The sequence below is a fragment of the Stenotrophomonas sp. NY11291 genome (assembly GCF_023277365.1).
Classification (GTDB): Bacteria; Pseudomonadota; Gammaproteobacteria; order Xanthomonadales; family Xanthomonadaceae; genus Stenotrophomonas; species Stenotrophomonas geniculata.
In genome coordinates this window covers 853,499-868,003 of record NZ_CP096975.1, presented here as the reverse complement: position 1 = coordinate 868,003, position 14,505 = coordinate 853,499, and the positions used below count along the sequence as shown (strand labels likewise).

Here is a 14,505-nt window from a genome sequence, read left to right as displayed (position 1 = left end):
TCGTAGTCCTCAGGTCAGCTTGATCTGAACGTCGACGCCGGCAGCCAGTTCGAGCTTCATCAGCGCGTCCACGGTCTTGTCATTCGGGTCAACGATATCGAGCACGCGCTTGTGCGTGCGGGTCTCGTACTGGTCACGCGCGTCCTTGTCGACGTGCGGGGAAACGAGAACGGTGTAACGCTCGATCTTGGTCGGCAGCGGGATCGGGCCACGCACTTGCGCGCCGGTCCGCTTTGCCGTTTCAACGATCTCGCTGGCCGAACGGTCGATCAGACGATGATCGAACGCTTTCAGCCGGATCCGGATCTTTTGGTCCGCCATGGCGGTAGGTTCCTTCGTTAAAAGAGCGACAGACAAAGCCTCTGGGTTGCTTTGTCCCATGAAATTCCTGAATACGGACGGCCCACACTCCTGCAGGCCGACAAGGTCACTCCATAGACCTCAAAAACGTAGGCAGACCCGTTCCCAGGCCTGCCCAGACGTAGAAGCATAATGGCACGCAAGGCAGCTGTCAACAGTCGCCTGTTGACGCCGCCTGAATGGCATTGACCCTTCCTGGTCCGGGGAACACAAGGCACATCCTGTGCCTGCTTTCCCATTTGATACGCCCCGATGCCCTACCCAGGCAACATCGGGGCGCAGATACTACCAGATTACTCGATGATCTTCGAGACCACGCCGGCGCCGACGGTACGGCCGCCTTCGCGGATGGCGAAGCGCAGGCCTTCGTCCATTGCCACCGGGTTGATCAGGGTGACGACCATCTTGACGTTGTCACCCGGCATCACCATTTCGACGCCTTCCGGCAGAGCAGCTGCGCCGGTGATGTCGGTGGTGCGGAAGTAGAACTGCGGACGGTAGCCGTTGAAGAACGGGGTGTGACGGCCGCCCTCGTCCTTCGACAGGACGTAGACTTCGCCTTCGAACTTGGTGTGCGGCTTGATCGAACCCGGCTTGGCCAGGACCTGGCCACGCTCGACGTCGTCACGCTTGGTGCCGCGCAGCAGCAGGCCAGCGTTGTCGCCTGCCTGACCCTGGTCCAGCAGCTTGCGGAACATTTCAACGCCGGTCACGGTGGTCTTCTGCACCGGACGGATGCCGACGATTTCGATTTCGTCGCCAACCTTGATCACGCCGCGCTCGATACGACCGGTCACCACGGTGCCGCGGCCCGAGATCGAGAACACGTCTTCCACCGGCATCAGGAACGGCTTGTCGATCGCGCGCTCCGGCTCCGGGATCCAGCTGTCCAGCGCGTCGACCAGCTTCAGGATGGCCGGCACGCCGATGTCGCTCTGGTCGCCTTCCAGCGCCAGACGGGCCGAACCGGCGATGATCGGGGTGTCGTCGCCCGGGAAGTCGTACTTGCTCAGCAGCTCGCGCACTTCCATCTCGACCAGCTCGAGCAGCTCGGCGTCGTCAACCATGTCGGCCTTGTTCAGGAACACGACGATGTACGGCACGCCGACCTGACGCGACAGCAGGATGTGCTCGCGGGTCTGCGGCATCGGGCCGTCAGCGGCCGAGCACACCAGGATCGCGCCGTCCATCTGGGCGGCACCGGTGATCATGTTCTTGACGTAGTCAGCGTGGCCCGGGCAATCGACGTGGGCGTAGTGACGGACCGGGGATTCGTATTCGACGTGCGCGGTCGAGATCGTGATACCACGCGCCTTTTCTTCCGGAGCGGCGTCGATCGAGGAGTAATCCTTGAACTCGCCACCGAAGCGCTCGGCACCGATCTTGGTCAGTGCAGCGGTCAGCGTGGTCTTGCCGTGGTCGACGTGACCGATGGTGCCGACGTTGACGTGCGGCTTGGTGCGCTCGAACTTACCCTTTGCCATTGTTCTATACCTTGATTGTTCGTAAGTGGTTTCAAGAGAGGCTGAGCAAGGCTCAGCCCTTCTTCATGACGGCTTCGGCGATGTTGGTCGGCGCCGGCTCGTAGTGATCGAATTCCATGGTGAAGGTGGCGCGGCCCTGGGTCTGCGAACGCAGCGCAGTGGCGTAGCCGAACATTTCACCCAGCGGGATCATCGCGTTGATGATGCTGGCCGAACCGTCACCGGTGGTGTCGGAACCCTGCAGCACGCCGCGACGACGGCTGACGTCGCCCATCACGTCACCCTGGTAATCCTCCGGGGTCACGATCTCGACCTTCATGATCGGCTCCAGCAGCACCGGCTTGGCCTTGGCGAAGCCCTGCTTGAAGGCCATCGACGAAGCCAGCTTGAACGCCATTTCCGAGGAGTCGACGTCGTGGTACGAACCGAACACCAGCTTCACCTTGACGTCCACGACCGGGAAGCCAGCCAGCGGGCCGCTGGTGATGGTTTCGCGCAGGCCCTTTTCAACCGACGGAATGAATTCCTTCGGGATCACGCCGCCGGTGATGTCGTTGATGAACAGGAAGTCGTCCTTGATCATCGGAGCGATCTTCGGATCGGCACGATCTTCAGCGGTGATCGGCGACAGCTCGATCACGACGTGACCGTACTGACCCTTACCACCGGACTGCTTGGCGTGCTTGTAGTCCGACTTGACGTCGGCCAGGGTGATGGTTTCGCGGTAGGCCACCTGCGGCGCGCCGACGTTGGCTTCAACGTTGAACTCGCGCTTCAGGCGGTCGACGATGATGTCCAGGTGCAGCTCGCCCATGCCCGAGATGATGGTCTGGCCGGATTCTTCGTCGGTCTTGACGCGGAACGACGGATCTTCCTGCGCCAGACGGCCCAGGGCCAGACCCATCTTTTCCTGGTCCGACTTGGTCTTCGGCTCGACGGCCATCGAGATCACCGGCTCCGGGAACGTCATGCGCTCCAGGATGATCGGGGCGTCCACGGCGCACAGGGTGTCACCGGTGGTGGTGTCCTTCAGGCCCACGGCAGCGGCGATGTCACCGGCCAGAACTTCCTTGATTTCCTCGCGGTTGTTCGAGTGCATCTGCAGGATGCGACCGATGCGCTCCTTCTTGCCCTTCACCGAGTTCAGCACGGTGTCGCCACCGTTCAGGGTGCCCGAGTAGACACGGAAGAAGGTCAGCGCGCCGACGAACGGGTCGGTGATGATCTTGAAGGCCAGCGACGAGAACGGAGCCTTGTCGTCCGACTTGCGGGTCATTTCGACGGTGTCGTCGTCAACGTCCACACCCTTCACGTCCGGCACGTCGACCGGCGACGGCAGCAGCTGGATCACGCCGTCCAGCATGGCCTGCACGCCCTTGTTCTTGAAGGCCGAGCCGCAGTACATCGGCACGATTTCAGTGGCCAGGGTGCGGGTACGCAGCGCATTGATGATTTCAGCCTCGGCCAGCTCTTCGCCGCCCAGGTACTTTTCCATCAGCTCTTCGCTGGCTTCGGCAGCGGTCTCGACCATGAACTGGCGAGCCTCTTCAGCCGGGCCCTGCAGTTCGGCCGGGATTTCACCGTACTCGAACTTCATGCCCTGCGAAGCCTCATCCCAATGGATGGCCTTCATCTTCAGCAGGTCGACAACGCCCTTGAAGTTGTCTTCAGCGCCGATCGGCAGCTGCATCGGCACGGCAACCGCGCCCAGCTTGGCCTTCAGCTGGCCGACGACCTTCTGGAAGTTGGCACCGGTGCGGTCCATCTTGTTGACGAACGCGATGCGCGGCACGTGGTACTTGTTGGCCTGGCGCCACACGGTTTCCGACTGCGGCTGCACGCCACCGACGGCGCACAGGACGAAGACGGCACCGTCGAGCACGCGCAGCGAGCGCTCCACTTCGATGGTGAAGTCGACGTGCCCGGGGGTGTCGATGATGTTGAAGCGGTGCTCCGGCAGGGACTTGTCCATGCCCTTCCAGAACGCGGTGGTGGCAGCGGACTGGATCGTGATGCCACGCTCCTGCTCCTGCTCCATCCAGTCCATGGTGGCGGCGCCGTCGTGCACTTCACCGATCTTGTGGCTCTTGCCGGTGTAGAACAGGATGCGCTCGGACGTGGTGGTCTTGCCGGCATCGATGTGAGCCATGATGCCGAAGTTACGGTAACGCTCGATGGGAGTGGAACGGGCCACGGGAGCCTCTCAGATTTCTTGGATTTCGGATGGCCGAACGCCGCCTTTCGGCGGCCTTCGGATTGGCGCAGTCCTTCTGGGACCGCGAGGCAGCACGCACCGAAGTGGTGCTGCCCTGCCTGTTTTACAAGGCCGTCAAACTCACCAGCGGTAGTGGGCGAATGCCTTGTTGGCTTCGGCCATGCGGTGGGTTTCTTCGCGCTTCTTGATGGCGCCGCCACGGTTTTCCGAGGCGTCGATCAGTTCAGCAGCCAGCTTCTTCGGCATGGTGTTCTCACCACGCTTGCGCGCGGAGTCGATCAGCCAGCGCATGGCCAGAGCCATCTTGCGCGACGAACGCACTTCGACCGGCACCTGGTAGGTGGCACCACCGACGCGGCGCGACTTGACTTCGACCGCCGGAGCGACGTTGTCCAGAGCCTTCTGCACCAGTTCAATGGCGTTGGCGCTGCTGTTCTTCTCGGTGATCACGTCCATGGCGCCGTACACGATCTTTTCGGCGACGGACTTCTTGCCGCTCTGCATGACCATGTTGATGAAGCGGGCGATGGTTTCGCTTCCGTGCTTCGGATCGGGCAGGACGGAACGCTGCGGAGTATTACCCTTACGCGACATAGTGCTCTCTCCTTATGCCTTCGGACGCTTGGCGCCGTACTTGGAACGGGCCTGGCGACGCTTGGCAACGCCGGCGGCGTCGAGCGAGCCACGAACGGTGTGGTAACGCACACCCGGCAGGTCCTTGACGCGACCGCCGCGGATCAGGACCACGGAGTGCTCCTGCAGGTTGTGGCCTTCACCACCGATGTAGGAAATCACTTCTTCCTGGTTGGTCAGGCGGACCTTGGCAACCTTGCGCAGAGCCGAGTTCGGCTTCTTCGGAGTGGTGGTGTAGACACGGGTGCAGACGCCACGGCGCTGCGGGCACTTGTCGAGCGCCGGCGAGGCACTCTTGTAGGTGGTCGCTTGCCGCGGCTTGCGGACCAGCTGGTTGATCGTCGCCATCAGTAGGTTCTTCTGATTGGTGGCCGGAAAATCCGACCAGAGATGCGGAAATGTTAAAGCAGGCCAAAATTCTGGCCTGCTGAGACAGACGATTGTAGCAACCCGTCAGGAAAGCAGTCAAACGCCTCCTGTCAAGCCCGTTCCTGATCCTGGAACGTTACTGGGGGGCCTCCATGTACCCCGTTCAGGTTGGCCGGGGCGATCGCGGACGACCTCCCCTGCCCTTTCCCTACCCGTCGATGAACCGACGGGGTGGTCCGGCCTTGCGGCCGGACCGGATACCTCATTCTTCGCCGGACGCCTGTTCAGCTTCAGCTTCAACGGCCGGAGCCTCGACTGCAGCCGGGGTGCCGGTCAGGGCCTGCATCTCCGAGTCGGTCAGACCCGAAGCGCCGCGGCGGCGGCTGCTGTGGTACGACAGACCGGTACCGGCCGGGATCAGGCGGCCCACGATCACGTTTTCCTTCAGACCGCGCAGGTTGTCCTTGGTACCGCGGACGGCCGCTTCGGTCAGCACGCGGGTGGTTTCCTGGAACGACGCGGCCGAGATGAACGATTCGGTCGCCAGCGAGGCCTTGGTGATACCCAGCAGGACCGGATCGAAGTGCGCCGGCAGCTCGTTGCGGGCTGCAAGGCGGGCATTCTCCTCGATAACGCGCTGACGCTCCACCTGCTCGCCGTTCAGGAACTTGCTGCTGCCCTGGTCGGTGATCTCGACCTTGCGCAGCATCTGGCGGGTGATCACCTCGATGTGCTTGTCGTTGATCTTCACGCCCTGCAGGCGGTACACGTCCTGGATTTCCTTCACCAGGTAGGCCGCCAACGGTTCGACACCCAGCAGGCGCAGGATGTCCTGCGGGCTCGGCTCGCCGTCCACGATGGTTTCACCCTTGGTGACATGCTCGCCTTCGAACACGATGACCTGGCGGTACTTCGGAATCAGCTCTTCGTGCTCCGAACCATCGGTGTCCTTGATGATCAGGCGCTGCTTGCCCTTGGTGTCCTTGCCGAAGCTGATGATGCCCGAACGCTCGGCCAGCACCGCCGGATCCTTCGGCTTGCGCGCTTCGAACAGATCGGCCACGCGCGGCAGACCACCGGTGATGTCGCGGGTCTTCGACGCTTCCTGCGGAATCTTGGCGACCACGTCACCCACGCCGACGGCAGCGCCGTCCTGCAGGTTGACGATCGAACGCGGCGGCAGCAGGTACTGCGCCGGCAGGTCGGTGCCCGGAATCGACAGGTCGTTGCCCTTGGCGTCGACGATGCGCACGATCGGGCGCAGATCCTTGGCCTGGGTACCACGACGCTTCGGATCGGTGATTTCGCGCGAAGCAAGGCCGGTCAGCTCGTCGGTCTTCTCGATGACGGTGATGCCGTCGACGAAGTCGATGAAGCGGATGAAGCCGGCCACTTCCGACACGATCGGGTGGTTATGCGGATCCCAGTTGGCCACGGTCTGGCCCGCCTTGATCGCATCACCGTCCTTGGACGTGATGGTCGCACCGTACGGCAGCTTGTAACGCTCACGCTCACGGCCGTGGGCATCGAGCACCGAGATTTCGCCCGAGCGCGACACTGCCACCAGCGAGCCGTTGGCATGCTCGACGGACTTGAGGTTGCTGAACTTGACCGAGCCGGTGGTCTTGACGGTGATGTTGTCGACCGCAGCAGCTCGCGACGCCGCACCACCGATGTGGAACGTACGCATGGTCAGCTGGGTACCCGGCTCACCGATGGACTGGGCGGCGATGACGCCGACCGCTTCACCGATGTTGACCAGGTGACCACGGGCCAGATCGCGGCCGTAGCAGCGCGAGCAGACACCGAAGGCCGATTCGCAGGAGATGGTCGAGCGGACCTTGATGGTCTGCACGCCGGCATCTTCCAGCTTGGCAACCCAGGCTTCGTCCAGCAGGGTGTTGCGGGTGACGATCGGATCTTCGTCGTTGCCCGGCAGGAACACGTCCTCGGCAACCACGCGACCCAGCACGCGGTCCTTCAGCGGCTCGACCACGTCGCCGCCTTCCACGATCGGGGTCATGATCAGGCCTTCGGTGGTACCGCAATCCACCTCGGTGATCACCACGTCCTGCGCGACGTCGACCAGACGACGGGTCAGGTAACCCGAGTTCGCGGTCTTCAGCGCGGTATCGGCCAGACCCTTACGGGCACCGTGGGTGGAGTTGAAGTACTCCTGCACGTTCAGGCCTTCGCGGAAGTTCGCCTTGATGGGCGTCTCGATGATCGAGCCATCCGGACGGGCCATCAGGCCGCGCATGCCGGCCAGCTGACGGATCTGCGCCTGCGAACCACGCGCACCGGAGTCGGCCATGATGTACAGCGAGTTCATCGACTTCTGGTCGATGGTCTCACCCTTGGCGTTGACCACCTTCTCGGTACCGATGGTGTCCATCATCGCCTTGGCGATGCGCTCGTTGGTGCGCGACCAGATGTCGACCACCTTGTTGTAGCGCTCGCCGGCGGTGACCAGGCCCGACTGGTACTGCTCCTGGATTTCCAGCACTTCGGCTTCGGCCTCGGTGAGGATGCCCTTCTTCTCGTCCGGGATCAGCATGTCGTCGATGCCGATGGAGACGCCGGCGCGGGTCGCGTACGCGAAGCCGGTGTACATCAGCTTGTCGGCGAACACGACCGTGTCCTTCAGGCCCAGCTGGCGGTAGCTGGAGTTGATCAGGCGGCTGATGTTCTTCTTGGTCAGCTCGACATTGGCCAGCGCGAACGGCAGGCCTTCCGGCAGGATTTCAGCCAGCAGGGCGCGACCGATCGTGGTGTCCACGATCGAGGTCTTGTTCTGCTTGTTGCCGTCTTCGTCGGTCACCACCTCGGTGATGCGGACCTTGACCTTGGCGTGCAGTTCCACCACGCGGTTGTCGTAGGCACGCTTGACTTCGGCGATGTTGGCGAAGGCCATGCCCTCGCCCTTCTTGTTTTCCAGCGAGCGGGTCATGTAGTACAGACCCAGCACGACGTCCTGCGACGGCACAATGATCGGCTCGCCGTTGGCCGGCGACAGGATGTTGTTGGTGGACATCATCAGCGCACGCGCTTCCAGCTGGGCTTCCAGCGAGAGCGGCACGTGGACGGCCATCTGGTCACCGTCGAAGTCGGCGTTGAACGCGGTGCAGACCAGCGGGTGCAGCTGGATGGCCTTGCCTTCGATCAGCACCGGCTCGAACGCCTGGATGCCCAGACGGTGCAGGGTCGGCGCACGGTTCAGCATCACCGGATGCTCGCGGATGACCTCTTCCAGGATGTCCCAGACTTCGGCTTCTTCGCGCTCGACCAGCTTCTTGGCAGCCTTGATGGTGGTGTCCAGGCCACGACGCTGCAGCTTGGCGAAGACGAACGGCTTGAACAGCTCGAGCGCCATCTTCTTCGGCAGGCCGCACTGGTGCAGGCGCAGGTACGGACCGACCACGATGACCGAACGGCCCGAGTAGTCGACGCGCTTGCCGAGCAGGTTCTGGCGGAAGCGACCCTGCTTGCCCTTGATCATGTCGGCCAGCGACTTCAGCGGGCGCTTGTTGGTGCCGGTGATGGCACGGCCACGACGGCCGTTGTCCAGCAGCGCATCGACCGATTCCTGCAGCATGCGCTTTTCATTGCGCACGATGATGTCCGGCGCGCTCAGTTCGAGCAGGCGGCGCAGGCGGTTGTTACGGTTGATGACGCGGCGGTACAGGTCGTTCAGGTCGGAGGTCGCGAAGCGGCCGCCATCCAGCGGGACCAGCGGACGCAGGTCCGGCGGCAGCACCGGCAGCACGGTCATGACCATCCACTCCGGACGGTTGCCCGATTCCAGGAAGGCTTCGATCAGCTTGATGCGCTTGGTGAGGCGCTTGAGCTTGGTTTCCGAACCGGTAGCAGCGATTTCCTCGCGCAGGCGGGTCATTTCCGACTGCAGGTCGATGGTGCGCAGCAGTTCGTACACGGCCTCGGCGCCCATGGCGGCGTCGAAGTCGTCACCGTGCTCCTGGCGGGCCTGCAGGTACTGTTCTTCGGTCAGCAGCTGGCGGCGCTCCAGGGCGGTCAGGCCCGGCTCGGTCACCACGTAGGCTTCGAAGTACAGCACGCGCTCGATGTCGCGCAGGGTCATGTCCAGCATCAGGCCGATGCGCGACGGCAGCGACTTCAGGAACCAGATGTGCGCGACCGGCGAGGCCAGGTCGATGTGGCCCATGCGCTCACGACGCACCTTGGCCAGGGTCACTTCGGTGCCGCACTTTTCGCAGACCACGCCGCGGTGCTTCATGCGCTTGTACTTGCCGCACAGGCACTCGTAGTCCTTCACCGGGCCGAAGATGGCGGCGCAGAACAGGCCGTCGCGTTCCGGCTTGAAGGTACGGTAGTTGATGGTTTCCGGCTTCTTCACTTCGCCGAAGGACCACGAACGGATCAGGTCCGGCGAAGCCAGCGCGATCTTGATCGCGTCGAAGTCCAGCGTCTGGCGCTGCTGGTTGAAGAGGTTGAGCAGGTCTTTCATGGTGTTCTCCAGAAGGAGGAATGCTGTGTCGATGGGCTTTCAGTTCACTGCCAGCGGCGCGGCGGCGGACCGCCGCGCCGGCATGGATCAGTTGTCTTCCAGTTCCATGTTGATAGCCAGCGAGCGGATTTCCTTCACGAGCACGTTGAAGGATTCCGGCATGCCCGCGACCATCTCGTGCTCACCGTCGACGATGTTCTTGTACATCTGGTTGCGGCCCTGCACGTCATCGGACTTCACCGTCAGCATTTCCTGCAGGGTGTAGGCCGCGCCGTAGGCTTCCAGCGCCCAGACTTCCATTTCACCGAAGCGCTGGCCGCCGAACTGCGCCTTGCCGCCCAGCGGCTGCTGGGTGACGAGCGAGTACGGACCGGTCGAACGGGCGTGCATCTTGTCGTCGACCAGGTGGTTCAGCTTCAGGTAGTGCATGTAACCGACGGTGGTGTGGCGATCGAACGCTTCACCGGTGCGGCCGTCGTACAGCTGGGTCTGGCCACTGCTCGGCAGGTCGGCCAGTTCCAGCATGCGCTTGATTTCCGCTTCGGTGGCGCCGTCGAACACCGGAGTGGCCATCGGCACGCCGTCGGTCAGGTTGCGGGCCAGACGCAGCAGTTCCTCGTCGCTGAACTGCGACAGGTCGACACGGTTGGCCACGTTGGTGTCGTCGTGGTTGTAGATGTCATCCAGGAACTTGCGCAGGTCGGCAACGGCGGCCTGGGCCTCCATCATCGCCTGGATCTTGCGGCCCAGGCCCTTGGCGGCCCAGCCCAGGTGCACTTCCAGGATCTGGCCGATGTTCATACGCGACGGAACGCCCAGCGGGTTCAGCACGATGTCCACGGTTTCGCCCGAGGCCATGTACGGCATGTCCTCGACCGGCACCACGTTGGAGACCACACCCTTGTTGCCGTGGCGGCCTGCCATCTTGTCACCCGGCTGGATGCGGCGCTTCACGGCCAGGAATACCTTGACCATCTTCAGCACGCCCGGGGCGAGGTCGTCACCGGCGGTGATCTTGCCGCGCTTGTCGGCGAAGCGACGCTCGAACTCCTTCTCGTGCGCCTGGATCTGCTTCTGCGCGCGCTCGATGGCTTCCGAAGCGTCCTCGTCCTTCATGCGCAGGGCGAACCAGTCAGCCTTCTTCAGGCCGTCCAGGAAGGCGTCGCTGATCACGTCCCCCTTCTTCAGGCCAGCGCCACCGTTGACCACCTTGCCCACGATCTGCGAACGCAGACGCATGTAGATGGCGGCTTCCAGGATGCGGAACTGGTCGTCGAAGTCCTTCTTGACGCGCTTGATTTCAGACTCTTCGATCTGGCGGGCGCGCTTGTCCTTCTCGATGCCGTCGCGGGTGAAGACCTGCACGTCGATGACGGTGCCGTCCATGCCCGGCGGAACGCGCAGCGAGCTGTCCTTAACGTCCGAAGCCTTCTCGCCGAAGATCGCGCGCAGCAGCTTCTCTTCCGGGGTCAGCTGGCTTTCGCCCTTCGGGGTGACCTTGCCGACCATGATGTCGCCGGCGCGGACTTCGGCACCGATGTACACCACGCCGCTCTCGTCCAGGCGGTTCAGCGCCTGCTCGGAGACGTTCGGGATGTCGGCGGAGATTTCCTCCGGCCCCAGCTTGGTGTCACGCGCAACGCAGGTCAGCTCTTCGATGTGGATCGTGGTGTAACGATCCTCTTCCACCACGCGCTCGGAGAGCAGGATGGAGTCTTCGAAGTTGTAGCCGTTCCACGGCATGAACGCGATCAGCATGTTCTGGCCCAGGGCCAGTTCGCCGATGTCGGTGGACGGACCGTCGGCCAGCACGTCGCCGCGGGCGATGACGTCACCCACCTGGACCAGCGGACGCTGGTTGATGCAGGTGTTCTGGTTCGAACGGGTGTACTTGACCAGGTTGTAGATGTCCACGCCTGCGTCGGTGGCGCCAACGATCTCTTCCTCGTTGACCTTGACCACGATGCGGGCGGCGTCGATCTGCACGATCTCGCCACCACGACGAGCGTTCACGGTCACACCGGAGTCACGGGCCACGGCGCGCTCGATGCCGGTACCGACCAGCGGCTTCTGCGCACGCAGGGTCGGCACGGCCTGACGCTGCATGTTGGCGCCCATCAGTGCGCGGTTCGCGTCATCGTGCTCCAGGAACGGAACCAGCGCGGCCGCGATCGACACGGTCTGCATCGGCGAGACGTCCATGAAGTGGACTTCCGCCGGCGGCTTCAGCAGCGATTCGCCCTGGAAGCGGCACGGAACGAACTGCTCGGTCAGCATGCTGTCGGCATTGGTCAGGGCGTTGGCCTGCGCAATGACGTACTCGTTTTCTTCGATCGCCGACAGGAACTCGACTTCGTCATAGACCTTGCCGTCCACGACCTTGCGGTACGGGGTCTCAAGGAAACCGTACTGGTTGGTGCGGGCGTACACGGCCAGCGAGTTGATCAGGCCGATGTTCGGGCCTTCCGGGGTTTCGATGGTGCAGACGCGGCCGTAATGGGTCGGGTGCACGTCACGCACTTCGAAGCCGGCGCGCTCACGGGTCAGGCCGCCCGGGCCCAGGGCCGAGACGCGACGCTTGTGGGTCACTTCCGACAGCGGGTTGTTCTGGTCCATGAACTGCGACAGCTGCGAGGAGCCGAAGAACTCCTTGATGGCAGCGGCGACCGGCTTGGCGTTGATCAGTTCCTGCGGGGTCAGGCCTTCCGACTCGGCCATCGACAGGCGCTCCTTGACCGCGCGCTCGACGCGGACCAGGCCCACGCGGAACACGTTCTCGGCCATTTCACCGACCGAACGCACGCGACGGTTGCCCAGGTGGTCGATATCGTCGACCACGCCGCGACCGTTGCGGATCTCGGTCAGGACCTTGATCACGTCCAGGATGTCGGAGCTGTCGCCATGGGCGGCGACCAGGCGCTTGGACTCTTCGTCGTTGCGCTCACCGTAGTACTTGCGGTCGTACAGCACGGCTTCGCCGGTGGTTTCCTTGCGGCCCACGCGACGGTTGAACTTCATGCGGCCGACCGCGGACAGGTCGTAGCGCTCGAAGGTGAAGAACAGGTTGTGGAACAGGTTCTGCGCGGCATCCTTGGTCGGCGGCTCGCCCGGACGCATCATGCGGTAGATCTCGACCAGGGCTTCCAGCTGGGTCTTGGTCGGGTCGATGCGCAGGGTGTTGGACAGGTACGGGCCACGATCCAGATCGTTCACCCACAGGGTGCCCACGGCATCCACGCCAGCCTTGCGGAAGGCCTGCAGCTGCTCGTCGGTGATCTCGTCATTGGCCTGGGCCAGCAGTTCGCCGGTCGAGGCGTCGACCACGTCGTGCGACAGGATGCGGCCGACGATGTAGTCGTCCGGCACGGCCAGGGCGGCGATGCCCGAGGCTTCCAGCTGCTTGATGTGGCGCGCGGTGATGCGCTTGCCGGCTTCCACGATGACCTTGTCGCCGTCGGCGAGGTCAAAGCCCAGGGTTTCGCCACGCAGGCGCTCCGGCACCAGCTCCAGCTGGACGCCTTCATCCGGGTTGATGTGGAAGGTGTTGATCTCGAAGAACTCGGCCAGCATCTCTTCGTTGCTGTAGCCAAGCGCGCGCAGCAGGATCGACACCGGCAGCTTGCGGCGGCGGTCGATACGGGTGAACAGCGCGTCCTTCGGGTCGAACTCGAAGTCCAGCCAGGAACCGCGGTAAGGAATGATGCGGGCGCTGTACAGCAGCTTGCCCGAGCTGTGGGTCTTGCCACGGTCGTGGTCGAAGAACACACCCGGCGAGCGGTGCAGCTGCGAGACGATGACGCGCTCGGTGCCGTTGACGATGAAGGTGCCGTTCTCGGTCATCAGCGGGATTTCGCCCAGATAGACCTCCTGCTCCTTCACGTACTTGATGGCCTTGGTCGACGACTCACGGTCGTAGATCACCAGGCGCACGGTCACGCGCAGCGGGGCGCCGTAGCTCATGCCACGCTGGCGGCACTCACGCTCGTCGAAGACCGGTTCGCCCAGCTTGTAGCCGACGTATTCCAGGGCAGCATTGCCGCTGTAGCTGGCGATCGGGAAGACCGACTTCAGCGCAGCGTGCAGGCCGTGGTCCGTGCGCTTGGCCGGATCGACGTTTTCCTGCAGGAATTCACGATAGGAATCCACCTGGATGGCGAGCAGGAACGGCACTTCGAGAATCGAGCGCTGCTTGCCGAAATCCTTGCGGATACGCTTTTTTTCGGTGAACGAATAGGACGTCATGAGGTCTTCCACCTTGTTGTGCGGATCGTGCGCCCACGATCCGAAGGGAACTTGAAATTGTCAGTTGGAAGTCGCTGGTATTGCCGGCACCAGCACGCCTTCTCCCGCTACTTCCAACTGCCAACTCGTCTGCATCCACTCCCCCGCTGCCGCGCGCTGCGCTGGCCGGCCGGGGTCTGACCGCAGCCCGTGTTGGGCTTTTTGCCGCTCGTTACATCCACGCGTGGCGTGGATCTACAACACTGCAACAACGACCAAAGGCCGGGGGCTTACGCCCCCAGCCTTGGCTGCATCGCCGTGAATCGGTGACGATGCAAGGTAACTGCTTACTTGACTTCGACAGTCGCGCCAGCAGCTTCCAGGTCCTTCTTCATCTTCTCGGCGTCGTCCTTCGAAGCGCCTTCCTTCAGGACGCCACCGGCTTCGGCCAGGTCCTTCGCTTCCTTCAGGCCCAGGCCGGTGATGGCGCGGACGGCCTTGATGACTTCGACCTTCTTGTCGCCGGCCGACTTCAGGGTGACGGTGAACTCGGTCTGCTCTTCAACAGCAGCAGCCGGGCCAGCGGCAGCAGCCACGGCAACCGGAGCAGCGGCGGAGACGCCGAACTTCTCTTCGATGGCCTTGACCAGCTCCATCACTTCCATCAGGGACTTCTCGGCGATGGCGTCGACGATCTGTTCGTTGGTAAGGGACATGATTAATACCTTTGGATGATT

8 protein-coding genes are annotated in these 14,505 nt (G+C 63.2%); all 8 read right to left on the bottom strand.

Going from position 1 to position 14,505, the window contains the following annotated elements:
• Positions 1–9: 9 nt before the first annotated feature.
• The 8 genes from rpsJ to rplL all read right to left on the bottom strand — a co-directional run bounded on the left by rpsJ (position 10) and on the right by rplL (position 14,484).
• Positions 10–321: a 30S ribosomal protein S10 gene (gene rpsJ, locus M1L61_RS03900; RefSeq protein WP_005408208.1), complete on the bottom strand. Its 312-nt coding sequence runs from the start codon at positions 319–321 to the stop codon at positions 10–12.
• Between the two features lie 332 nt (positions 322–653).
• Positions 654–1,844 carry an elongation factor Tu gene (gene tuf / locus M1L61_RS03895; RefSeq protein ID WP_004154360.1) on the bottom strand — a complete coding sequence of 397 codons (1,191 nt, stop codon included), beginning with the start codon at positions 1,842–1,844 and terminating at the stop codon, positions 654–656.
• A 52-nt stretch (positions 1,845–1,896) separates the two neighbouring features.
• Positions 1,897–4,038 carry an elongation factor G gene (gene fusA / locus M1L61_RS03890; protein WP_010480354.1) on the bottom strand — a complete coding sequence of 714 codons (2,142 nt, stop codon included), beginning with the start codon at positions 4,036–4,038 and terminating at the stop codon, positions 1,897–1,899.
• 141 nt (positions 4,039–4,179) lie between these two features.
• Positions 4,180–4,653 (bottom strand): 30S ribosomal protein S7, encoded by a 474-nt coding sequence (rpsG, locus tag M1L61_RS03885; protein WP_004145321.1) that lies wholly within the window; start codon positions 4,651–4,653, stop codon positions 4,180–4,182.
• A 12-nt stretch (positions 4,654–4,665) separates the two neighbouring features.
• Positions 4,666–5,040, bottom strand: a complete 375-nt coding sequence (gene rpsL, locus M1L61_RS03880; RefSeq protein ID WP_004145320.1) for a 30S ribosomal protein S12 — start codon at positions 5,038–5,040, stop codon at positions 4,666–4,668.
• A gap of 283 nt (positions 5,041–5,323) precedes the next feature.
• Positions 5,324–9,547 (bottom strand): DNA-directed RNA polymerase subunit beta', encoded by a 4,224-nt coding sequence (gene rpoC / locus M1L61_RS03875; RefSeq protein ID WP_248854357.1) that lies wholly within the window; start codon positions 9,545–9,547, stop codon positions 5,324–5,326.
• 87 nt (positions 9,548–9,634) lie between these two features.
• Positions 9,635–13,789: a DNA-directed RNA polymerase subunit beta gene (rpoB, locus tag M1L61_RS03870; RefSeq protein WP_010480373.1), complete on the bottom strand. Its 4,155-nt coding sequence runs from the start codon at positions 13,787–13,789 to the stop codon at positions 9,635–9,637.
• Between the two features lie 326 nt (positions 13,790–14,115).
• Positions 14,116–14,484 carry a 50S ribosomal protein L7/L12 gene (rplL, locus tag M1L61_RS03865; RefSeq protein ID WP_010480374.1) on the bottom strand — a complete coding sequence of 123 codons (369 nt, stop codon included), beginning with the start codon at positions 14,482–14,484 and terminating at the stop codon, positions 14,116–14,118.
• Positions 14,485–14,505 lie beyond the last annotated feature (21 nt).

Coding starts and splice junctions, on each gene's coding strand:
- rpsJ (WP_005408208.1), bottom strand. CDS start 321: ATGGCGGACCAAAAGATCCGGATCCGGCTGAAAGCGTTCGATCATCGT.
- tuf (WP_004154360.1), bottom strand. CDS start 1,844: ATGGCAAAGGGTAAGTTCGAGCGCACCAAGCCGCACGTCAACGTCGGC.
- rpsG (WP_004145321.1), bottom strand. CDS start 4,653: ATGTCGCGTAAGGGTAATACTCCGCAGCGTTCCGTCCTGCCCGATCCG.
- rpsL (WP_004145320.1), bottom strand. CDS start 5,040: ATGGCGACGATCAACCAGCTGGTCCGCAAGCCGCGGCAAGCGACCACC.
- rpoC (WP_248854357.1), bottom strand. CDS start 9,547: ATGAAAGACCTGCTCAACCTCTTCAACCAGCAGCGCCAGACGCTGGAC.
- rpoB (WP_010480373.1), bottom strand. CDS start 13,789: ATGACGTCCTATTCGTTCACCGAAAAAAAGCGTATCCGCAAGGATTTC.
- rplL (WP_010480374.1), bottom strand. CDS start 14,484: ATGTCCCTTACCAACGAACAGATCGTCGACGCCATCGCCGAGAAGTCC.